Genomic DNA, 22,981 nt, shown 5'->3' on the forward strand with positions numbered 1-22,981 from the left:
CCCGCATCCAGCAGGCCCGTGACCTCACCCGACCCGTCGTCCCCGCGCACGCGGGGCTGTTCCCCGGTACGAGTCACGCTGCCAGGCGTGCGGGCAGTCGTCCCCGCGCACGCGGGGCTGTTCCCCCGTGGTGGGTACTCAGCGACATTGCGAAGATGTCGTCCCCGCGCACGAGGGGCTGTTCCCGCCCTCATCGTCGGAAAGCGGTACGAGAACCCGTCGTCCTCGCGCACGCGGGGCTGCTCCTCACGTGACGAGCGCGAGCGACCTCTTGGAGGTGGAGGAATTCTGCGTGCGGCGGGGCTGGGCGGGCTGAGGAAGCTGCCGGCGCAACTACTCGAATGCCGTTATGGTCGTGGTCAACGCCCCAATGCTCGCGACATCGTGATCGCGGAGGATGCGAGCCGGGTTTCCCCGTCGGCGATGTCCCACAGCGCGTTCTGCAACAGGCGGCCCAGCGTCCAGCCAGCAGCCCGGGCGCGGTCCAGGCGCAGTACCTCGGTGAGGAGGTCGAAACGTCGGCGCAGCACCCGTTGTGGGTCACCGCCCGCCACCACGTCGTCCCACCGGCTGTCCAGCGCGGGCCACAGGTCAAAACCGGGGTCGCCCGCGAGTGGCTCCGGATCGATCGCGAGCCACGGTTCCCGGTCGGCGGCGAGGACGTTGTCGTAGTGCAGATCCCAGTGCAGCAGGCGGTCACCGGGTTCGTCGATCAGCTCGGCCACGGCTGAGGCCCATCCGCGCAGGTGCTGTTGGTCGCTCGGGTCGGTCAGCGCGGTGATCGCGGACGGAACCCGCGCCAGCATGTCGGTCGCGATGTCCCGAAGCCCGCGCAGCTCGGGTGGTGCGGCGGACGACACCAACCTGGCCTGGATTTCGGCGAGGATGCTCATCGCGACGTCGTCGTCCTCGATCGAGGACAGCGTTCGTGCCCCGTCGAGCCGCTCCAGCAGCATCGCGCTGCTGTCGGCGTCGTGGTCGAGCAACCGCACGATTCCGCTGCCGTTCCACGTGCGCAACCCGACCAGGGCGGCGGTGGTCTCCTCCCTGGGCATCTGCAACCTGAGGGCGGCGGGGGTGCCGTTCGCCCGGAGCACGGGTAACACCAGGGAGGCGGCTCCCGAGGTCGCGTCGCCGTCCCGCCTCAGCTCCCAGCGGTCCAACTCAAGGTCGGGCTCTCGGCGGCGGCGGCGCCCGTCGTGAGGACCGTGCCGGCGACGGCGGCGGCGATACCGGTGGCGGCGGCCATCACGCGCGGGAATCGTCTCATCGTCATCATCTTCTCCTCGTGTTTCGACCAGGGATCTTGGGGCCGTTCCAGGCTAGGCAGGCCTGTTCCTCGGGAGGGCCAGCTGAATGGACGTTGTCGACGCGTCCGGCTGGCCCAGGCAGCTGAACGGAAGGTAGGACCCCGCCTCCTGATCGGGTCGAGCACCGGCCGGCGGGTGGCGGGCGGGTGGCGGCGTTCCGGCGTCCCGACCCGCACACCGCCACCGTGGCGGAACCGCGAGGTGGCCGCGTGGCAGGCCGGAACCGCCGGTTCGTCCACGAGCCAGTGGACCGTCTCCCGTGCCGCTGTCCCCCATCGAACCGCTCGCCCGCCCCCGCCGCGGTCCGGCCGCTCAAGGCCAGCGCGCCACCGTCGCTGTCAGCCCTGGTTGGAGGCGTGCCGCCGGGACGGGTACCTCGCGGGAGGTGCAGGGGCGGACCACCGGGGGCGCGGACCTCAGCTACGCCCGGTCCCGACCTGCCTCCACCGCGGGGTGCGGTCCGGTTCTCGCGACGGGGCCCGCCGCCTCCCCGCCTGCTCCGCGCTCGGGCCGTACCGGGAGCGTGTCCTGCCCCACGGGTGGGGCAGGGGCTCAGCCGGGGCCGGCGCTGGGGGTGGGGGACGGTGTGCGCCGCCGGTCCAGCGGGGTGACGGAGCGCCCCAACCGCTCCCCCACTCCCCGGCGGGTCGCAATGTGGCCGTCAGGTCGGGGTCCAGCCGCTCGCCGGCGACCAGGATGCCGCCGGACCACGGCGGCGGGGTGATGACCAGCGCGCTCCCGCCGGACCGGCACCTCGTCGATGGCGGGGCAGTGCCCGCCCGCGCTTCGTCCGGACAGCGCGAGGCGGACCAGGTGGCCCGGCACGCTCCGCGAGGTCCGGACCGGGGTGTCGACCAGCGGGGGCGGCGGGCGGGAGTGAGGAGGGGGCGTGCTCCTGGCGTGCTCCCCGCAGGCGCCTCTCCCCCGCCCGCCGCGCGTGTGCGGTGGTGTCAGGCGGGTCGGTATCGGAGGTAGACGACGCCGGAGCCGAAGACATGGGAGTCGGCGAGGTGGAGGGCGGTGCGGTGGTCGTGGGTGGGGAAGTACGGGGTGCCGCCGCCGAGGACGACGGGGGAATGGCAGACGCGCTAGCTTGAGGTGCTAGTCCTCGCAAGAGGGTGGGGGTTCAAGTCCCCCCTCGGACACGTACTATAACCCCAACTGTGCGGGTCGAGATTTGTCTCGACCCGCACAGTTCGTTTTCCCGGGTGGTACACGGCCTGGAGCCGCAGACGGCGGTACACCTCGGCCTTGTCGTCAGGTCCGCCGCACCCAACACGCTCCGCAGGTCTCCCATCTCCTCGAGAACCGCGTGAAGCTCCTCGCCGGTCCACACCCGCCGCGCTCCCGCCGTCGTGGAACGGCTGAGTGCCTCAGCGCGCCGCGCCTGGGTCTCCGCGATCCACTCGGCCACCAGGCGCGCGTCGGCACCAGCCTCCAACGCCGCCCTGTGACGACGCAACGCCCTGTCGCACTCCCAACCAGCCGGGCCGCTGCCGTCTCCACCGGGTCCTCCTCCTTCTCCCGCTGGGCAGCGCACAGCGCGTCCACGGTGTCGGAGATTCGATGCGGGGCGAAGGACCTGCTCAACCAGTCATCGAGCGGCCCCAGGAGGTCCCGCTCGGCAAGGTACACGTTCCTGGGATGTTCGACCTTGTTCGCCAGGCCGTACTCGTTGGGGAACCGGCACCGGTAGAAGAGCACGCCCCGGCTCTGTTGGCCCTGCATCCGCCGCCCGCACAGTCCGCACCGCAGCAGACCCCGCAGCACGTAGCGGTGGCGGGTGCGCCGCCGCTCCCGGGTGTCACGTCCCCGGCCCTGGGCGGCCGCGACCTGCTGGGCGCGCTCGAAGGTGTCGAGGTCGACCAGTGGGTCGTGCACGATCTCCCGGGAGAAGACCCAGGCGTCGCGGTCGTTCCAGCGCATCTTCGTCTCATGTCCGAGCGCGACGTCCTCGACGTCGAGGAGCACTTCCTCCTTGCGCTGCTTGTTCCAGACCTGCCGGCCGGTGTAGCGGGGGTTGGACAGGATGACCCGCACCGCCCCCTTGGACCACGCCACACCTGACCGGTGACGGTTCCGCGTCGGGTCGGCGGCCGAGGGTGAGGGGATCCCGTCTCGGGTCAGTCCCTCTGCGATCGCGAAGATTCCCCGACCGTTGAGGTATTCGTGGAAGATCCTCCGGACCGTGGGTGCGGTGTCCTGGTCCGGTTCCAGGCGGCGCAGCCGTCTCCCCTCAGCGGCCTTACCAGGGTGGGGGTGCGGGCCGGCGTCGGCCAACCGGTAGCCGTACGGCGGGCGTCCGCCCAGGAACCGTCCTTCGACACTCGCCTGCGCGGCCATGGCCGAGCGAACCCGGATCTTGATGCGGTTCCGCTCGCCTTTGCTCATGCCCCCGAAGACCGACATCACCAGGTCATGGGCTTCGGAGTCCGGGTCCACCGCACCTCCGACTTCGGGCACCCACAGTCCGACTCGGTAGTGGATGAAGACCGGGAAGGTCAGCCCGTACTGGTTGCCGTAGAACGCGCGCTGCGGCTCACCGATGACGACCGCGTCGAAGCTGCGGGCGGGCTCTCGGATTTCGCGGAGCAGGCGGGCGGCTTCGGGACGGCGTTTCCAGGGGATGGAGCGGGACTGCCCCACGTCGAAGAACTCCGTGGTGATGGGGCCGTGCCGCTCGATCAGCGCCTGTGCCCTCGCTCTCTGCCAGTTGCGGGAGGCTTCGGGATCCTGTTGGTCTTCAGTGGATACTCGGCCGTAGAAGGCGAATCGCATCGTTACCCTGCCCTTGTCGTATGGTGATTCTCGTTCCGCCTGATCCACGCACGTTCACAAACGTCACTCGAGGGATACATATTTGATGCTTTCTCGATAATCCTCAGCAGCGCCCGCGCCACTTCCGGGTCGATATTTGGACTCTCCTCCCCGAGATCCACCTTCACCACACACCCAGCAGGAGCAACAGGACCACGTTGACCAATTAGTTTACCCTGCGCGCCGACAGCCCGTTTGCACCGCATTCCACCCTCCTCGCGGAGACGTTGATCATTGTCATGCTCATTACACAATCTGCCGCGTCGCCGAATTCATTAGGAACTGAAAGGTCGCCCCTCGTCCCGTGCTGATGTGATCAAATCGGCGTCGCTCAACATCGAATCATATGCCCCTGGTCGACTCGACCACTGAGTTGAACCAACACGGGCTCGGTGGTCAGCGATATGCGGCAACAGAAGAAGTCCCACGCGAACGACAGGAAGGGTGATCGAAGGCCAAGCTTCTCCTTCATGGCGGGGACTGGATCAACTCGACACGCCTCAGGACGAAATTAACGAGGAAGCCAGCACCAAGGACACCCAGACTGAAAAATCAGTCTCGAATTTTGGCCACCGCTTCAAGTGACTACCGCTGCCCTCTATGACTCATTCACGTTGCCCGATTGCGGACACCGACCCACCCTCGCCGACATGGAGATATCACGCCTCCTCATTCTTCGAACGAAGAAGATCAAGGGCTCCATCAAGCAAATATTCTACCCCAATCAAACGGTAGGCCTGAAATAGACTCCGGACGGCAAGCTCAGTTCCTTTACCATGACCGTCATTAACCATCAGGAACAATGGCCCTGCCATTTTCTCCTTTATCGAGGAATCAACCGCGCGCCGAATCCAGACCTCAGCCTCACCAGCATGACCAGTCCGAGCATACATAATCACCAAATCGAACATCACACCGCTAGCCTCGGATTCAATGACACGTTGATACCAGATCTCAGCCTCACCAACACGACCAGCCTTGGCAGACAGAAGCCCCAGACCAAGTAAAGCTTCATTGATACCGGCATCAACGGCACGCCGAAACCAAGCCTCAGCCTCACCAACACGACCGGCACTAACCAACAGGAAACCTACATTTACAAATGCCTCGTCAACACCATCTTCAGCCGCGCGACGATACCAGACCTCAGCATCATAAAACCGACCAGAATTTACATAAAGGTCATCCAATAGGCGATTCGCCGCACTGTCACCGGCTTCAACCGCGCGACGATACCAGAACTCAGCATCATCGACACGACCAACCTCGGCGGACACGCACCCCAGTCCAAGCATGGCGTGGTCGACACCGGCATCAACCGCCCGCCGAAGCCACACTTCAGCCTCAGCAACACGACCAACCTCAGCCAACAGCATGCCGAGATTAACCATCACCCTGGTGTCACCCGCCTTGACTGCCTGAACCCAGGCACGTTCCGCTGCGTCGGGTCTGCTGCACGGGTTGGTGACATCTGAGTTGGCTAGCCGTGAGGCTGGCCTGGGAGGATGTCGCTGTGCCCAAGCCCTATCCCCAGGAGTTCCGCGACGATGTCGTGCGGGTCGCTCGGGACCGTGAGCCCGGTGTGACCGTCGAGCAGATCGCGAAGGATTTCGGGGTGCACCCGATGACGTTGTTCAAGTGGCTGCGCCAGGCCGAGGTCGACGAAGGCGCCAAGCCCGGTGTGAGCCGCGGCGACTCGGCCGAGCTGCGCGAGGCGCGTAAGCGGATCAAGCTGCTGGAGCAGGAGAACGAGGTCCTGCGCCGGGCGACCGCGTATCTGTCGCAGGCGAACCTGCCGGGAAAAGGCTCTACCCGCTCGTGAACGAGCTCGCCGCGGACGGTGTTCCGGTCGCGGTGACGTGCCGGGTACTCGGAATCGCTCGACAGCCGTACTACCGGTGGCGTGTCCAGCAGGTCACCGGGGCCGAACTCGAGCGGGCGCATCGGGCGAACGCGTTGTTCGACGCGCACCGCGACGATCCGGAGTTCGGCTACCGGTTCCTGGCCGACGAAGCCCGCGACGCCGGTGTGTCGATGGCGGATCGGACGGCATGGCGGATCTGCTCGTCGATGGGCTGGTGGAGCGCGTTCGGCAAGAAACGCGGCCGCAACGGCAAGAAGACCGGACCACCGGTCCACGACGACCTGGTCCGCCGCGACTTCACCGCCACCGCGCCGAACCGGCTGTGGCTGGCCGATATCACCGAACACCGCACCACAGAAGGAAAGCTGTATCTATGTGCGGTCAAGGACGTCTGCTCCAACCGGATCGTCGGCTACTCGATCGACTCCGGATGAAGTCTCGTCTCGCCGTCACCGCGCCCACCAACGCCCTCGCCCGCCGTGGTGAGGTCGCCGGCTGCGTGGTGCACACCGACCGTGGATCGCAATTTCGATCAAGGAAATTTGTCCGTGTCCTCGCGCGTCACGGCCTGACCGGGTCGATGGGCAGGGTGGGCGCGGCGGGTGACAACGCGGCTATGGAAAGCTTCTTCGCGTTGCTGCAGAACAATGTTCTCGACCGGCGCACCTGGACCACCCGTGACGAGCTGCGTATCGCGATCGTGACCTGGATCGAGCGCACCTACCACCGTCGCAGGCGCCAGGCAGCTCTCGGCAGGTTGACCCCCATCGAATACGAAGTAATCATGTCCACGCCAGCCAGTCAGGCTGCGTGACTACAACTGTCACCTACTCGTGCAGCAGACCCAAACTGGACGAGGCGCACGAGCTCAGGGGGCAGGCGAGCAGTTCTCCCGGCAGGGAACCACCGTGGATCTATTTCTATTCAGACTCATACCTGGAGATGCAACGCGGTCGAGCCTACCTGTACCTGGGCAGGTATCAGCAAGCGGCCGAAGCGTTGCGTCGCGGGATCGAAGCAACAACCGAGGCACTCCAGAACGATGAGTTCATCGAGCCCTACCGGGAGAACTTGAGACTAGCCAGACTAAGGGCTTGACCTGGTTTCCGGCAGTAGTTTGTCTACACGTCCACCCCTCAGCGACAGCACCAGGAGAATCGTGTCCATACTGGCCCTCCAACTCGAGATCAACGAGCTGTTGCACACCATTAAGCAGCGGTCGTCGGTCCAGGACTTAGGCAGGTAGAGCTCCCGGTCGATCAACGCCCGCCCGCGCGAGCCCGCGTAGGCCAGGAACACCCCCAGCTGACAGTTGTCGATCTTCCCGGTGGCGACGGTGTACTGGCGCTGCACCCCCGCCGAGCGGCGCCCCTTCTTGATGAACCCGATCTCGTCGATCACGAACACCCCGGCCGGGTCCCCGAGCGCGTCGAGCACGTAGCCGCGCAGGTCATCACGCACCCCGTCGACGTCCCACCCGGCGGTGCGCAACAGCCGCTGCATCCCGTCGGGCGACACCGCCCCGGCGTGCTCGGCCAACGTCCAGCCGTTCTTGCGCTCCAAACCCGCGAGCAGCCCACGCAGATACGCCCCGACCCGACGGCGCGGCTCAACCCGACCGAACCGGCCCGCGATCAGCTCCACCACCGCATCCAACGACGCGACCCACCCAGCAACATCCACCACGCGGTGATCATCACCGCCGGACAGACCTCAGCCTCTCACGACACGCCGAACTGCCGTTGCAGTACTAGCCCGCTGACCAACAGGTTTAGGTTCGTACACTGGCTTGTTGGGTGCACCCACATGATCAAGCGTTTCCTCAGGTCAGTCGTGTCGAACTGCCGTTGTCGTCGGTGTCCAGAAGACGTCGTAACGCACTCCTCGCGCTCACCGGTGAGCAGCACCATCCAATGGTCGCGTAAATGATTCCAAAGCGTTCGGGGCTTCTGGCTCATTGCACGCGGCGAATGCACCGTTCTGGCAGCCCACAGAATCTGTCCCTGCTGACGGGGCGGATGCTCGTATCGAGCATCCGCCCCGTCGGCCTTGAGGACCCGCGCAAGTGTCGCATGTACTGTCGTATTGCTAAAAGCGGACGACAAGATTCGTTCGTCTACTGGTGCGAGCCGCAGAAGATCGATCGCCACTCGCGCCATCGACGCACATGATCTTGGAGACGCCGCCGCGGCCCTACGCCTCAGGGGCTGGTGGCGCTGAACGGCTTGGCTGCCTCCTCGACCCTGGCGTAGTGGGCTTCCCAGTAGCCGGCTCCGCGGTCGAGGTACTTCGCAGTCGCCAGATCCGTCCCCACTGCGTTGTCCAGGGTCTCGCGCAGGATGTCCATGTGGCCGGCGTGGCGGGTGGTCTCGGTGAGGACGTGCACCAAGACGTTGAACAGTTTGACGTCAGGGCGGGGCCAGTGCGCGACGTGGCCGGGGGCATCGACGCGCAGTTCGTTGATCGTTTCGTCGGAGTGCGCGCTCACGCGCAGGTAACGGTCGATGATCTCGTCACGAGACTCGTCCGCAGTGACCCACTTGTCCGCGTCCAGCTCGGCGTCGTCACCGTGACCGGGTACCGGTTCCGGGAACGGGCGGCCGAACGCGTCGCCGAAGTATCGCGCCTCGGTCCTCGTCAGGTGTTTGACCAGCCCCAGCAGGTTCGTTCCGGTGGGCGTCAGCGGACGGCGAACATCGTACTCGCTAAGTCCGTCGAGTTTCCAAACGACCGTCTCCCTCGCCTCTCGGAGGTCACCGTGCAGGTATTCCTTTGCGAACTCATCGATCATGGCTCCTAGCATCCCACTGTGTCCTGTGTGCCTTCGGGCAGGGTAGTTCGATCAGCTGCCCACCAGACGCATCGGTGCGCTCGTGTAGCCGGAGACGGCGTTGGAATCGAGACGAGTAGGGGGTACGGGCACCTCGATCGTGGGTCACAACTCGCGCATCGCACTCAGCACTGCGCCGAGGTGCGCACGTCCCAGGAACGCGCCGAGGCACACGTGCGGACCAAACCCGAAGGTTATGTGCCGATTCGGTTCCTGCTGAGGTCGAACACCGCGGCGTTCGGGAACGCTTCCTCGTCCATGTTGGCCGCCGCGCTCCACAAGGTGATGATGTCGTCGACAGCAACGGGCTGGTCGCCGATCACGGCGTCGGCAACAACGTGGCGCCGAATTGCATCGACGGAGTCGTCCACCGCAGGATCTCGTCGGTCGCCGTGTCGATCCCCGCCACGCCCCCCTTCAACGCTCGCCACTGCGCCAGGTGCTGCGCCAGCGCGAGCGTGTTCCAGCTCGCCAGCTGTTCACGGTCGCGGTCCGGCACGTCCATCAGACCGCCGATGACATTGATCGAGATCTCTTAGGCGACGTCGGTTACGAAATCGACGTCGCCCGACCACTCGGTGTGCTCGGCGTTCAACCTTGTCGAGCACCGGCGCGAGTGCCTTGGGAATGAACGACTTCATCATCAGTCTGCAGACGGCCCGATGGCGCTCGCCGTCCACTACGGCCAGCATCTTTCCCCTGGCCGAGTCATGGCCTCGCGCCAGAGTGGACAGCACCTTCCCCTTGGTGGAAGTGAACCGAAGACGATTCTGGTAGACCGCGTTCACATCGGCGTACCTCGCCACGACCCAGACCTCGGCCCGTGAGCCTGTCGGCGGCTGCCAGACGACGCGAAGTCCACCGTGCAAGCACCGGCAGATCTCCCGCAGGTCGTGATCGTGGATTCGAAATTCCCCAAACGAACGTTGCGGGCTCGGAACATGGAGGAAGTCTCTATCTGTAGGCTGTAAGGTGAGCGGCGCCGAGGGAGAGGTCCGGCCGCGAGACAACCCGCTGCAAGAGCGCCACCAAGCCGTCCGTGAGCTCGTCGATCACCGACCTGTCGAACAGGTCCGTCGCGTACTGGATCTTCCCTTGCAGGGATCCGCTCGCCGACTCCATGAACCCGATGCTCAGGTCGAACTTCGACGTCGATGTCGTGCTGATCGCGAGGTCGTCGACGTGGAGGCCGGGCAACCCGGCCCCCTGCCCACCGGTCTGCATGCTGATCATGATTTGGAACAGCGGGTGGTGCGAGCGGGAGCGGGCGGGCTTGAGCATGCGCACGACGTGCTCAAACGGCAGGTCCTGGTTCTGGAACGCCATGAGGTCTGCTTCTTGGGTCCGCGCTAGGAGTTCTTGGAAAGTGGGGTCGCCCGACGTGTCGATGCGCAGCACGACCGTGTTGACGAAGCAGCCGATCAGGTCGTCAAGCTGAGCATCGGACCGGCCGGCGACCGCCGCGCCCATGACGATGTCCGATCCGGCTCCCAGCTGGGTCAGCAGTGCCGCCAGAGCCGCATGCAGCACCATGAACGGTGTTGCATGCGCGGTCCTGGCGAGCGACCGGACCCGGTCGTATAAAGCAGGCTCGACGAGGAAGTCCGCCGACGCGCCACGTGCGCTGACCGTCTCCGGGCGGGAGCGGCCGTTCGGCAGGCTGACCACGTCGGGGACGTCGGCGAGCGTGCGCCTCCAGACGCCGGCCTGCTCGGCGAGGACGCTGGTGGGATCGTTCTCTTGCCCGAGCGCCTCGTGCTGCCACAAGGTGAACTCGGCGTACTGCACGGGCAGCGGCGAGAACTCCGGTGCCCGGCCCCTCGTTCGAGCGGCGTAGGCGGTGGCCAGGTCCCGACGCAGGGGGGCGACTGACCAGCCGTCGGCAACGATGTGGTGTGCCACCACCACGAACGCGTGGTCGTCCGGAGCCAGCGACAGCACGTCCGCACGCACGAGCAATTCGTTCGCCAGATCGAACTCGTGGCGGCACACACTGGCCGTCCACTCCGCCAGATCACCAGGTTCGCCCTGCTGCCGTTCCAGGCGCACGGTCACTTCCCCGGCGGGGAGTATCCGCTGGAATGGCCGGCCGTTGATGTCGGGGAACACCGTGCGCAGGCTCTCGTGCCGCACGACCACGTCGGTGAGTGCCGCTGCCAGCGCGTCCAGGTCCAGGTCGCCGGTGATCCGCCACTTGATCGGGGCGAGGTTGTACTGCGAGCTCGGTCCCTCGAGTTGGTCGACGAACCACAGTCGCCGCTGTGCGAACGAGAGTGGCACGTGCTCCGGCCGCGGTGTCGGCGCCAATGTGACCTGTGCCGGTCCGTCCATCGTCTCGGCCGCCGCGGCCAGCGCCGCGACCGTCGGATGCTCGAAAACCGTCCGGACGTTCAATTCGACACCCAGCTCCGCCTGCACGCGCTTCAGCAACCGGATGACGAGCATGGAGTGCCCGCCCAGGTCGAAGAAGTTGTCGTCGGCGCCGACCGACGGCGTTTTGAGCACCCCGCCGAAGATCTGGCACAACGCCTTCTCCATCGGCGAGCGCGGTGGACGGCCGCTGGCGCGGGACAGCGCGGAGAAGTCGGGAGCGGGCAGCGCCTGCCGGTCCAGTTTGCCGTTCGAGTTCAGCGGTAGGGCTTCAAGCACGACGAACGCGGACGGGACGACCGCCGCTGGCAGGAGTTTCGCCGCGTGCCGGCGCAGGTCGGCCGGTTCGAGCTCGACGGACGTGGCAGGAACGACATAAGAGACGAGCTGTTTGTCGCCCGAGCTGTGCTGGCGCAGGAGCGTGGCCGCCTGAGCGACCAGCGGATGTCCGCGGAGCACGGAGTTGATCTCGCTCAGCTCGACCCGGATGCCGTGGATCTTGACCTGGTCGTCGGTGCGGCCGACGATCAGGAGTTCACCCTGGCGGTTCCACCGGACGACGTCGCCGGTGCGGTACATCCGCTCGCCGGGGGCTCCGAACGGGTTGGCCACGAACCGTTCCGCGGTCAGACCGGGACGGCGGAGGTACCCGCGAGCCAGGCCGGCGCCTGCCAGGTAGAGCTCTCCGGCGACGCCGACCGGGAGCGGCCGCAGCTTCGCGTCGAGGACGTAGGTCTGGCAGTTCCAGATCGGTTTCCCGATGGGCGCGACGGTCGGCCACACATCGGGGTCGCCAGGCAGGGTCACACCAGTGATCACATGGGTTTCGGACGGCCCGTAATGGTTGAACACGGTGATCGCTGGCCGCTGCCGGTGGAACTCGCGCAGGTGGCCGGTCAGCTGGAACGGCTCACCGCCCTGGATCACGGTGCGCAGCCGGTCCAGCCGGAGGTTCTGCTCGGTCGCTGCTTCGAGCGTGGCTCGCACCACGATGTCAGGAGCGAGGAACTCGTTGATGTCCCGTTGTTCCAGCCACCTGGCCAACGCGTTCGGGTCACGCCTGGTGTCCTCCGACGGCACGACCACGGTCTGCCCGGTGAACAGCGCAGCGAGGATCTCCTGTTCGAACGCGTCGAAACTGATGGCGCTGAACTGCGACACCCTGGTTCCAGGCTCAGCGCCCATCGTCCCCAGCTGCCACCTCAGGAGGTTGATCAGCACCCTGGCCGTGACGACGACGCCCTTGGGACGCCCGGTCGATCCCGACGTGTACACGACGTAGGCAGGAGAGTCCGGCTCGAGCGGAGCAGGCCGGTCGCTGGCGCCGGGGTCTGTTTCCGGACAGTCCGCGAGTGCCGCAGTGACCTCTGGCCCGTCCAGGACCAGCACCCGGCGGTCCCCCAGGCCGAGGTCCAGCGTCGCGGTCGTCAGGACGAGGGCGGGCTCGGCATCGTCCAGGATGTAGGCGATCCGGTCCGCAGGGTAGTCGGGGTCGATGGGCAGGAAGGTCGCGCCCGCCTTCAGCACCGCCAGCATCGCGAGCAACGCAGTCGTCCGGGGAACCACGACCGCCACGCACGTCTCGGGTCCCGCGCCGTGCCGGAGCAACAGGTGCGCGAGCCGGTTCGCCCTGGCGTTCAGCTCCGCGTAGGTGATCACCTCGTCCGGGGACTCAACCGCGACCGCGTCCGGGCTCCGCCGAACCTGGTCGGTGAACATGCCGGGCAGGTGCTGCGTGGCGGGTCCGGCCGCGGTGTCGTTCCACGTGCGGAGCACGAGCTCGCGCTCGGCCGGCCCGACGAACTCGATCTCCGACAGCCGCCGGCCCGGATCGGTGGAGATCTCGTCGAGAACGGTGGCGAGCCAGCCCACCATCGACTGGGCGGTCTCCTGGTCGAACAGACCCACGTCGTAGCCGAGGACGATGTCGATGCCCGCGGGAACGTCGCCGTTCTTCCGCTCGGCGAAGTAGACGGAGAGGTCGAACTTCGCCTTGCTGTTCCTGGTCTGCAACGCCTCCACCCGAGTGCCGTCGAGGCGAAGACCGCCGTCGTCCCCCATGTCCTCCTGCCAGTTGGTCATGACCTGGAACAGCGGGTTGCGGTTGGAGGAACGGGTCGGGTTGACCGCTTCCACCACCTGGTCGAACGGGACGGTGCTGTGGTCGAGCGCGTCCAGGACCGTGCCCCTGGTCCGCCGCACCAGCTCGGCGAACGTCGGGTCGCCCGCCAGGTCGAGCCGCAGCACCAGCGTGTTGATGAACATCCCGACCACTTCCTCGAGGGATGCGTCGTCTCGGCTGGCGTACGCCATGCCCACCGGGATGTCGATACCGGCGCCGGCACAGGACAACCACGCCCCCAGGGCGGCCTGACACACCACGAACGTCGTGGAGTTCGTCGCCGCAGCCAACGCGGCCAGCCGGCCGTGCGTCGCCGAATCGATGCTGACCTCGACGATGCCTCCGACGTGGGCGGAGACGTCCGGACGAGGCCGGTCGTACGGCAGTTCCAGCTCCTCCGGCAGGCCGGCCAGGTGCCGGCGCCAGAACTCCAGCGGCGTCGCAGGGACCTCGTCGTCACCGCCCCCGGCGTCGAGGAACTCCTGCTGCCACAGGACGTAGTCGGTGTAGCGCATCTCCAGGGGATCGAACGGCGGGCGCTTCCCCGCCAGCCTCGACGTGTAGGCGGTGGTTAGGTCACACAGCAACAGCCGGTACGACCAGTCGTCGATCGCGATGTGGTGGAACACCAGCAGCAACCTGTGCTCGCCGTTCTCGAGCTCGAACAACGTGGCCCGGATCGGGATGTCGTTGGTCAGGTCGAACGGACGGCTCGCCTCGACGTTCATCGCTTCGGCGAGTTCCGGTTCGGCGATACTCCTGCGGTGCAGGAGGTTCTCGGGGGCAGCCGGGTCGACGACCAGCTGCGTGACGTCGTCGCCAATCGGCGGGTAGATCGTGCGCAGCACGTCGTGCCGCTCGACCACGTCGGCCAGCCCCGCGGCCAACGCGTCGCGGTCCAGCGGCCCCGAGATGTGGAAGACGCGCGCGACGTTGTAGGTCGACGATGGCCCGTTCGTCTGGTCGAAGAACCACATCCGGCGTTGGGCGTAGGACAGGTGTGCCATGCGAGATCTCCCAGAATCGCGGAACTGTCTGTTCGCGGCTATGCGCTCTGCTCGGCGTCGTCGCGGTTGTCGTCGAAGTCGCGCATCTTCCGCAGCGGCGAGAAGAAGACCCACAGTCCCGCCAGCCACGCCCCGGCGAAGGCGATCCAGAGCGTCGGCCGGACACCGATCGCCGTGCCGAGGACGCCGCCGAGCGCCGCGCCGAGCGGCGAGGTGCCCACGACGATGAACCGGACGCTGGCGTTCATCCGGCCGAGCAGTGCCGGCGGCGTGATGACCTGGCGGTAGGTGACCTGTGCGACGTTGTACATGACGGCCATGGTCATGAAGAAGAACAGGCCCACCGCGTACAAGAGCACGCCGAAGCCCGGCTGTGCCAACGGCATCAGGAGCGAGGGAAAGCCCAGGACGAGGATCGAAAACCAGATGATCCTGGCGTTGCCGACGCGCTTAGACAGGCGGCCGGCCAAAATGCCGCCCACCACGCCCCCGACCGCGGACACCGAGAAGATCAGGCCCACCAGTGCGGGCGCGACGTTCAGGATGCGGAGCAGGAACACCATCTCCACGGCGAAGCCCATCGCAGAGAAGAAGTTCGACGTGCCGGTGCAGGCGACGACCTTGCGCAGCACCGGGTGTTTCACCACGAAGCGAAGACCTTCAAAGATGTCGTGCCGCATCTTGTGCCCGGCTGGCCGGGGCTCGATCGGCGGCTCCTCCTTGCGGATCAGGAACAACGAGACAGCCGACACCCCGAACGAGGCCACGTTGATCGCGATCGCCCGGACCACACCGACCAGGCCGACCAGCGCACCCGCGATAGCGGGACCCGCTGAATAAGCGAACGACTGCGTGGCCCCCACTTTTCCGTTTCCGTCGAGCAGCTCGTCGCTACTGAGAAGAATTGGCAAGTAGCTCTGGTAGGCGATCATGAAGAACACCGTCAGAACACCGGTCAGCAATGCCACCACGAGCAGATGGGAATAGGTGAGGCGCAACCCCAGGCCCGGAATGGTGGTAATCGGTATCGAGGCGAGAAGCACGAACCGGCCGATGTGACAGAACAGCATCATCTTCCGCTTCGGCAGCCGGTCGACGAGCGACCCAGCGTGCAGCGACACCAGGAGATTCGGCAGCGTCGTCATGGCCGACAGCAGGCCGACCTCCAGAGTCGACGCATTCAGCACGAGCACCGCGACCATCGGCAGCGCTAGCTGGGTGACCGCCGACCCAATGTCGCCGATCGACTGTCCCACCCACAGCAGCATGAAATTCCGGTTGCGCCAAAGAGAATTGCTCGAGCGCTGTCCGGAATTGTCGCTGCGCAACTCGGACGCCTTTGGGTCTACATTAGTCACGCGAGACACCCTGCCGCAGTGTTGACTCCAAGTCCAGCCCCTCCTCAAAAACTCGACAGCCGATCGTTGCTCCACTCGGACGCTTTCTCCGCGCTTTTGGGTTCATCGTCCGTCACAACCCGGCCAGCCGGGCATACACCAGGTGTAGACCGGTACCCCAGTACGCGGCTTCCTGGTGTTCTGCCGAGCTGAACCCGTTCTCACGGAGGAGCCGGCGAACTTCGGCGAGCTCACCGTCGCGGTCGAGCACCTCCACGGCCAGGAAACCGATCTTTCGCCAGGTGTCGCCGTCGATGCCTTGCAGCACTTCGACTTCCGCGCCTTCCACATCGACCTTAAGGAAGTCGATGCGCTCGACGGCGAAGTCCGCGACGAACTGGGTCAGGGTGGTGACCTCGCAGGCGACGTTTTGCCCCACCAGGCGGTCCGCCAGCACGGCGTCCACCGCGTCGAGCACCGCGGCGCGGCGCTCGGGGCCGGAGGTGTTCGTGATGTGTGCGCGCACCAGTTCCCGGTTGGCTTCGTCGTCCGCGTCGAAACCGGACATCATCGTGTAGCTGGGGTAGTAGGTCAGCTCGCGTCTGCCCGCCGAGCCGCCCAGCGCGACGTTGTGAGCGGTGGCACCGGGAAGAGCGCGGATATTGTCCCGCAGCACGTCGAACACGTCCGGCACCGGCTCGCACGCGTGCACGACCGCACCGGGCCACTGACTGGCCGCGAAGAGCGTGAACAGGCCGATGTTCGCGCCCACGTCCACCACCACGGGGCGATCGGGCAAGGTGATCCCACCAGGAGGCAGGTACACCGCGTCCGTGAAGATCTCGCGGTAGAGGTAGTCCGTCTCGGTCTGGTTGACCTGCACCACGTTGAGCCCGTTGGGCAACATGCGCAACGAGGTCACGACGCCACCTGCTCGGTCCGGGCCCCCAGCAACGCGTGCGGCGCCGCCACGAGGTCCGTCACCAGCGCGAGGTACCGTGACACGAGGTCTTCCGCGTCGGCCGCGGTGAACAGCGGAGTGCTGTAGCGCCACAACATCCGGGTGCCGCCCGGCTCCGGCAGGACGATGATGTCCAGGTCGAACTTGGCCCCGCCGTTGCTCGGAAACGACACGTCCACCGTCATGCCCGGTCCGTAGTCCAACTGGGTGTCCGGCCAGTCGTTCATCGAGATGCAGGTCTGGAACACGGGGTTGCGGGACCGGTCACGTGACAGCGTCAGGTGCTGGGTGACCAGGGGGAAGGGGACCTCCTGGTGGTCCATTGCCGCAGCCAGCCGGGACGTGGTCGACTGCGCCAGCTCGGCAAAGGTGCGCGATCGCCAGTCCTCGTACGAAAAAGCGCACTGGTTGACGAACATCCCCACGGTGCGGTCGATTCCGGGCAACCTCCGGTTGCGGAGACCACCTCCGATCACCGGGGTGTCGGTCCGGCAGACCTCGCCGATCAACACGGCGTAGGCCGCCATCAGCACAGCGAAGGGTGTAGCCCGTGCGGTGTTCGCGAACTCGTGAACGAGAGCGTCCACGTCGGCTGGCAACCGGATCTCCCAGGTGTCGCCCTGATGCGGGAAGGCCGGAAGACGACGCTCCTCGAACGGCCAGTGAAGGGGCTCCACAGGTGGGCCGATCTCGCGCAGCCAATGATCGACAGCGAAGCTTGTTCTCGTCGGCCCGCAGCGCCTCGGCGCTGTCGTCGAGGATGGCGATGGCGCTCCAGCGTGTCTCGCCCTCGGAAGCCTCGTCGTGGGTGTCGAAGGCGAAGACGAGAGGCAACCCACTCTGGTCAGTGCCACGCATGACGTGCCACGGTCCCGCGTTCGCGGAGGCCACGTCGACCTCACGTCCGGCGAGCTCGGCCCGCAGCGCTACCTCCACGCCGGCCCGATCGACTCCTTGGTGGACCGGGGTGGGTGAGGTCGCCAGCAGTCCTGCCACCAAGGCTTTGGCGCGCCGTGCCCACAGCATCGGGTCGGGACGTCGTAGGTAGGCGAGCAGGGAGCTGATCGGGTTGACGAACACGGCGTCCGCCAGATGGGCGCGCTGTCCGCCCGAGACTTCGTAAAGTCCCTTGGCAGCGTCCTGAGCACGTCCCCGGTATGGAGGCCACACCGGCTTGGTCCGCGTGTTTCGTTGCTCGAACAGGTCGAGGTCATCCCACGTGATCTGGAAAACCACTCGTCCGTCGATGCGTAGCTGGTTGCGCTTGTCGCAGTCATCCGCCAACCGGTTGTGGCGCGGGGTCGCGTGGTAACGGTGGCCGTCCAGGTAGACAGTAACGCTGTGCCTCGGACCGTCGACCCGCTCGAACGTGAAGTCCGTGCGGGTGCGGTCCAGGTCCTCGCGGTGGCCTGAGGGACCTCCCGCACCGCTTCGATCTCATCAGCGACGAGGTCCCGGCTATCTTCCCACCCGGCGATCCCGGTCAATCGAACTCCATTCATCAACTCGCCCGTCCCGCCCGCGCGGAAATGGCTACAAGCCGGGTTGTGTCTTGTATTGATTCCGCAGCTCCTCGGCCACCCGCTGTGAAGCGGGCACCCGGCCCCCACGCACACGTGCTGGAGGGGCTACGGCGGCCTGTTCGACCACGCTGGACACCTCATTTTCCCAGGCGGCGTCGGATGCCTCGTGGGGAGCGTCGAGGGGGCTGTCCAATCCCTCGCCGATGAGGGGCCCCGCCGTTGCTTCGATCTGATCGAGAATCACCGAGGGTGGGGGCGGTGCCGCCGTCGCCGACAGGTTGGGAGCCGTGCGGTCGATCAAGGCCTGACGGGCGCGCACGGGTGACAGGCCGTCGTCGTGCATCAGCTTCGCGCACGTAGCGGTTACCGCCTTGAGAGAAGGACGATCGGTCGGCTCGTGCGCGAGCATTGACGACACCAATGGATCCAGAACGGCCGGGAGGCCAGCGAGGTCCGGACAGTCGAGAGGGTTGGCAACCCGTCCGACGATGGCTTCCCATCGTCCGCCCTCATAGGGGAAATGCCCTGTCGCCGCGTACAGCAAAATTGTTCCCAATCCGTACACGTCTGCCGCCGGAGTGACCTGCGGACGCCCCATGGCCTGTTCAGGCGGCATACAACGCACAGTGCCGATGATCATTCCGCTGTGTGACAGGGTGTCTTTGGCGGCGTCCAGGAAGGCACCGAGACCGAAATCAATCAGCAGCGGGCCATAGTCGCCCATAATCACGTTCTGTGGTTTGAGGTCCCGGTGCAGCAACCCAGTGGCATGTACGGCCTCCAAGCCTTCGGCGAGGAGCGCCCCGAGGCTGGCGACGAGCGGCGCGGGCAGCGGGCCATGAGCTTCGACATGAACGAACAAGGTGTCGCCGGGCGCGTACTCCATTGCCAGCCAGGGTCGATCGGCGTACGGATCCGCATCGAGAAACCTCGCGACCCTGTTGGTTCCGACAACGGTCCGCGCGATCAACGCTTCCTTCTCGAAACGGGCGCGGGTGACCGGATCAAGCCGGTCGCCGCGGATGAGCTTCACCGCGACGGGATCACCAGCAGGCGAGTAAGCGAGATACACCTCTCCCATGCCACCGGAGCCAAGCTCGCGCTCCACGACGTAGCGGCCGATCCGCGCAGGCGTAGCATTCATAGCCTACCTGTCGCCCCCTCGTGTCCCCGTGTTACCGCCGGCGGTCTCAGCCCGAGGGACATACCTTACTCGGCGATTCGGCTGATCCATGTCTCAACCTGGGAACTTCGCCGATTCTCATGGAGCGGTCAGCACTGCGGCAAGGGCGCCGGACGCGCGGCCGGTGACGGTCATGGGCAGCGGATGCCCCGGCGACGACGTCCGTGGTTCCGGGCAGCCGCTGGCCAATAGCCCGCCGGGACGACCTGGACCGCCTCTCCAACGGGATCGAGATCAGCTGGGCGGCGGTTCCTCGGCGTGGAACCGCCGCCCAGCGTCGTTGTCCCTGGTGACCCGGCGCTCAGGCGGCCGAAGGCGTCTCGGTCACCGCCTCCGGCATCTTCCGCAGGCGGCTGACCGGCGAGAGGACGAGCCCGACGACGACCGCGGCGGACCCGACCGCGGCCACGACCAGGGCGTTGCGGGCGATGCTGCTGCACCACGACGACGACGAACGCGCCCGTTACCGGGAGCTCCCGGCGAGCTCCTCCGAGTCGGAAGGGGACGTGCTCGACGAGAAGGCGATCCAGCCGGGAGAACGGTTGCTGTGGGACCTCGCGAGCCGCCCGCCGCAGGACCCGGCCGAGCTGCTGATCCACTTGGACTCGTTCCGCACCACGCTGCGGGAGCGGGGAGCCCGGCTGGTCGTGGTCCTCAACGAGGACCAGCTCTCCCAGGTGTCGGGTGAGTCGCGGCCGCTGTTGGTCACGCTGGGGCGCCCCGATGGTCGGGCCGTGCTCGCCAACCACCTGCGGGCCGACGAGATCCCGTTCTCCGAGGCGGAGCTCAACGATCCTCGACTGGACTCCCACTTCGAGTCCGACCCCATGCGCCAGCTGGCGAAGCTGGCCCAACTCGTCCGGGACGCCCAGCACCGAGCCTCGGCGGACCTGCCGTTAGGCAGGCTCCTCGGGCAGGCGTTGGAAGCCCTGGACGGGCACGGGGACGACGTCGCCCAGCAGGTACGGAGCAACCCCTCCGCCCACTTCCGGGCGCTCCTCCTCGCCGCCGCGCTGCTGGAGGGAGCCAGGTTGGAACCCGTGCAGCACGCGGCGACCGGCCTCCTCGCGAAACTCCACTACCCGCCGGAGGAAACGCACGTCCTCGAACGCCCCGACCTCGCCGAGCGGCTGGCGGCGGTGGGAGCGGTGACCAAGGACGGTCGGGTCACCGGATTCTCCACCCTCGCCTACGGATCCGCCGTCCTCACCCACTTCTGGCGGTACTTCCCGGAGCTGCGCCGCGAGTTCCGTGCCTGGGTCGACTCCACCATGCGGCTCCAGGGCCTCACCGGGCGGGACCGCGATCTCGTGGTCACCCGCTTCGCCGAGCAGTGCATCAGGACAGAGCAACAGGGAGATCTGTTCTCCCTCGTGCGGGACTGGTCCGATCGGGGCGAGTCGCGGAGCTCGCCTTTCCTGCTGCCGCAGGTGGGGCGAGCACTGGACCACGGGCTGGCCGACCAACGCGCCGGATGGCGTTTCCGCGAGCAGATCCTCCGCTGGTCCCAAAACAGGACGCTGCCGGTGGACCTCGCCCAGGTGCTGATCCGGCTGTGCGTCGAAGCCATCGTTCCCGACCACCCCGACCAGGCCCTGGTCCGCCTGCACCACCTCACCCGGCACCAGGAGGACAACGTCGTCGCCTCGGCCAGCGACGCGCTGGACGCGCGGAACCACTGCGGAAACACCGCACATGACCTGTTCCCGATGACTCCCGAGAACTCGGCGGAGAATTCATGCACCCGGTGACCGGTTGGACGGGGAGGACGGCCTGTGCGCTGCAATCAGCCCTGCGCCTGAGTCAGGAATCCTTCGCCGCACGGCTGGGAGTCGCACCCCGCACCGTCGCCGGATGGCACCAGAAACCGAACCTGCGGCCGAAATCGGAAATGCAACAACTGCTGGACACCGCACTGGAGCAGGCGACGCCAGCCGAGCGCGAACGTTTCCGAACCCTTACCGCGCCCGAGCCCGCTGCCCCGCCCGCGCGGCCGGTCAGCGCGCGGGCCGAACGGCGACTCGGCGATGACCCGCACATCGCGGCGGCCCTGGAGTGGATCGACCACCACGCGGCCTGGCCCGCCGGCACCGCCCGCCACGCCGTCACCGGAGCCCTCGCGGACCTGGACGCGCAGGAGTTGCGGGATCGCGGGAGCAGGCGCGGCCGGATCACCCAGGCGGACATGGCCGACGCGCTCGCCCGCTACTACGACCCGCGACCCGGCTACGGCCGCTACGCCGCGCGGGTGGGGGCGACCACCGCTCACACGAGCGTGCTCACCAGCGCCGACTGGCTCGACCTCGCCTGCCCCCTCACCGCCCGACGTGACCAGCTCCGCGCCACCGGGGGCAGACCCGACTCCACCCCCGTCCTCACCGAACAGACCATCGACCCCGCCGTGCGCAGGCTCGCCGAGGTCATCGCCATGGACACCCGCCTCACCAACAACCCGCTGTACCGCCTGCTCAGCATCGACGTGGAACCCGGCCGGATCGGCGGCGACGTGGGAATCACGCACTTCGTCGAGTACGCGCTCACGATGGACCTGCTGGAAGGCGAGCTGACCGACGCTCTCACCGCGGGCACCCCGATCCAGCCCGGTTCGCTTCCCCTGCGGGAGCACTACCTCCCCGATTCCGCCGCCGTCCTCGCCGTCGGCGACCGGCTGTGCGCGGGAGGCGCGCTCGCGCTGCTGGCCATCGCGAGACCAGCGGACATCCTCCGAGGCGAGGCCGACTACCTCCTCCTCGTTCAGGAACGGTCCGGCAACGTCCTCAACGCCGCGCGCCGTCTCGCGGTCATCCCCAAGGGCTTCCACGAACCGTTGACCGACGTGCGCTCGGACGCCCGGGTCGGTGCCACCCTCCTCCGTGAGTTGGAGGAGGAGCTGTTCGGCCGCGAGGACATCGACAACACCATCACCGAGGTCCGCAGCGCCGATCCGATGCACCCGAGTCGGTTGTCCGAGCCGATGCGGTGGCTGACCGAGCGGCCGGGGCGGTTGCGGGTGGAGTGCACCGGGTTCGGGTTGAACCTGGTGTCGGGAAACTACGAGTTCGCCAGCCTGATCGTGATCGAGGACGAGGAGTTCTGGCCCCGATTCGGAGGCCAGGTCGAAGCCAACTGGGAGTCCTCCAGCCTGCGCAGGTACTCCACTCTGGACGAGGACCTGGTGACCGAACTCGTCACCGACACGGCATGGAGCAACGAGGGGCTGTTCGCTATGCTCCAGGGCCTTCGCCGGCTCGCCGACCTGGACGGACAGCGCGTCACACTGCCAATCATCGGATGGGAGATCGCTCAGTGAACCGCACGTGGTCCACCGGGAACGCCGCCGAGGACGGTTCCGCCAACCGGGGGTGGCTGGTCGGGCACTTCATCGACCCCGCGCAGGGCGTCCGGCACGACGCCGACGTCGAGGTGAAGTGGGCCTCGCACCCTGCCGGTGACGCACGCCCGGAGTGGACCAAGGACGACGCCCGCACCACGCTGGTGATCCTCATCGAGGGGCGGTTCCGGGTGGACCTCACCGAGGGCAGCGCCGTCCTCGACCGGCAGGGCGACTACGTCATGTGGGGCGCCGGTGTCGACCACTCCTGGGAAGCGCTCGCCGACTCGGTGGTGATGACCGTGCGATGGCCCTCCGCCACCTGA

General features: G+C 66.9%; 14 protein-coding genes, 3 pseudogenes and 1 CRISPR repeat array (1 of these 18 only partly in view). Of the genes and pseudogenes, 4 read left to right on the forward strand and 13 right to left on the reverse strand.

The features are described 5' to 3' along the window. A CRISPR array of direct repeats spans window positions 1-246; the repeat unit is 28 nt; unit sequence GTCGTCCCCGCGCACGCGGGGCTGTTCC (it extends 453 nt beyond the left edge of the window). Between the two features lie 113 nt (window positions 247-359). The 4 genes and pseudogenes from C1701_RS25580 to C1701_RS25595 form a co-directional block, all read right to left on the reverse strand. After that, window positions 360-1,163, reverse strand: a pseudogene (locus C1701_RS25580) (aminoglycoside phosphotransferase family protein); the annotation flags it as partial. Next, entirely contained in the window at window positions 1,145-1,270 is a 126-nt protein-coding gene (locus C1701_RS27935; protein WP_337661971.1) for a hypothetical protein, read from the reverse strand. The pseudogene C1701_RS25580 and the gene C1701_RS27935, both read right to left, overlap by 19 nt. Before the next feature lie 1,297 nt (window positions 1,271-2,567). Then, on the reverse strand, window positions 2,568-4,088 hold the full coding sequence (locus C1701_RS25590; protein WP_337661972.1) for a recombinase family protein: 1,521 nt from the start codon (window positions 4,086-4,088) through the stop codon (window positions 2,568-2,570). A 698-nt stretch (window positions 4,089-4,786) separates the two neighbouring features. After that, the gene (locus C1701_RS25595) at window positions 4,787-5,518 is read right to left on the reverse strand and encodes a tetratricopeptide repeat protein (RefSeq protein WP_337662316.1); all 732 of its coding nucleotides are present in this window, start codon (window positions 5,516-5,518) and stop codon (window positions 4,787-4,789) included. A gap of 122 nt (window positions 5,519-5,640) precedes the next feature. Here C1701_RS25595 and C1701_RS25600 point away from each other — a divergent pair. Further along, window positions 5,641-6,805, forward strand: a pseudogene (locus C1701_RS25600) (IS3 family transposase). Window positions 6,806-7,206: 401 nt separating this feature from the next. Here C1701_RS25600 and C1701_RS25605 read toward each other — a convergent pair. From C1701_RS25605 to C1701_RS25640, 9 genes and pseudogenes are all read right to left on the reverse strand, one after another. Then, window positions 7,207-7,677 (reverse strand): annotated as a pseudogene (locus C1701_RS25605) (IS701 family transposase); the annotation flags it as partial. A 514-nt stretch (window positions 7,678-8,191) separates the two neighbouring features. Further along, window positions 8,192-8,782: a DinB family protein gene (locus tag C1701_RS25610; protein ID WP_103056796.1), complete on the reverse strand. Its 591-nt coding sequence runs from the start codon at window positions 8,780-8,782 to the stop codon at window positions 8,192-8,194. A gap of 233 nt (window positions 8,783-9,015) precedes the next feature. Then, window positions 9,016-9,144: a hypothetical protein gene (locus C1701_RS27940; protein WP_337661973.1), complete on the reverse strand. Its 129-nt coding sequence runs from the start codon at window positions 9,142-9,144 to the stop codon at window positions 9,016-9,018. After that, on the reverse strand, window positions 9,141-9,326 hold the full coding sequence (locus C1701_RS25615) for a hypothetical protein (protein WP_103056797.1): 186 nt from the start codon (window positions 9,324-9,326) through the stop codon (window positions 9,141-9,143). Before C1701_RS25615 ends, C1701_RS27940 begins: the two co-directional genes overlap by 4 nt. 449 nt (window positions 9,327-9,775) lie before the next feature. Further along, entirely contained in the window at window positions 9,776-14,320 is a 4,545-nt protein-coding gene (locus tag C1701_RS25620) for a non-ribosomal peptide synthetase (RefSeq protein WP_103056798.1), read from the reverse strand. A 38-nt stretch (window positions 14,321-14,358) separates the two neighbouring features. Beyond that, the gene (locus C1701_RS25625) at window positions 14,359-15,648 is read right to left on the reverse strand and encodes an MFS transporter (protein WP_337661974.1); all 1,290 of its coding nucleotides are present in this window, start codon (window positions 15,646-15,648) and stop codon (window positions 14,359-14,361) included. A 142-nt stretch (window positions 15,649-15,790) separates the two neighbouring features. Beyond that, a complete protein-coding gene (locus tag C1701_RS25630) occupies window positions 15,791-16,579 on the reverse strand; it encodes an FkbM family methyltransferase (RefSeq protein ID WP_103056800.1) in 789 nt (262 codons plus the stop codon). After that, the gene (locus tag C1701_RS25635) at window positions 16,576-17,520 is read right to left on the reverse strand and encodes a condensation domain-containing protein (protein ID WP_337661975.1); all 945 of its coding nucleotides are present in this window, start codon (window positions 17,518-17,520) and stop codon (window positions 16,576-16,578) included. Before C1701_RS25635 ends, C1701_RS25630 begins: the two co-directional genes overlap by 4 nt. 631 nt (window positions 17,521-18,151) lie before the next feature. After that, window positions 18,152-19,285, reverse strand: coding sequence for a serine/threonine-protein kinase (locus tag C1701_RS25640; protein WP_026417967.1), 1,134 nt, complete (start codon window positions 19,283-19,285; stop codon window positions 18,152-18,154). Window positions 19,286-19,743: 458 nt separating this feature from the next. Here C1701_RS25640 and C1701_RS25645 point away from each other — a divergent pair, with 458 nt between their 5' ends. From C1701_RS25645 to C1701_RS25655, 3 genes are all read left to right on the forward strand, one after another. Beyond that, window positions 19,744-21,075 (forward strand): hypothetical protein, encoded by a 1,332-nt coding sequence (locus C1701_RS25645; protein WP_337661976.1) that lies wholly within the window; start codon window positions 19,744-19,746, stop codon window positions 21,073-21,075. Between the two features lie 140 nt (window positions 21,076-21,215). Continuing rightward, on the forward strand, window positions 21,216-22,634 hold the full coding sequence (locus C1701_RS25650; RefSeq protein WP_103056803.1) for a transcriptional regulator: 1,419 nt from the start codon (window positions 21,216-21,218) through the stop codon (window positions 22,632-22,634). Continuing rightward, window positions 22,616-22,981, forward strand: coding sequence for a signal peptidase I (locus C1701_RS25655; RefSeq protein WP_169744186.1), 366 nt, complete (start codon window positions 22,616-22,618; stop codon window positions 22,979-22,981). The genes C1701_RS25650 and C1701_RS25655 overlap by 19 nt, the downstream gene beginning before the upstream one ends.

Source organism: Actinoalloteichus sp. AHMU CJ021 (genome assembly GCF_002895405.1).
Classification (GTDB): Bacteria; Actinomycetota; Actinomycetes; order Mycobacteriales; family Pseudonocardiaceae; genus Actinoalloteichus_B; species Actinoalloteichus_B caeruleus.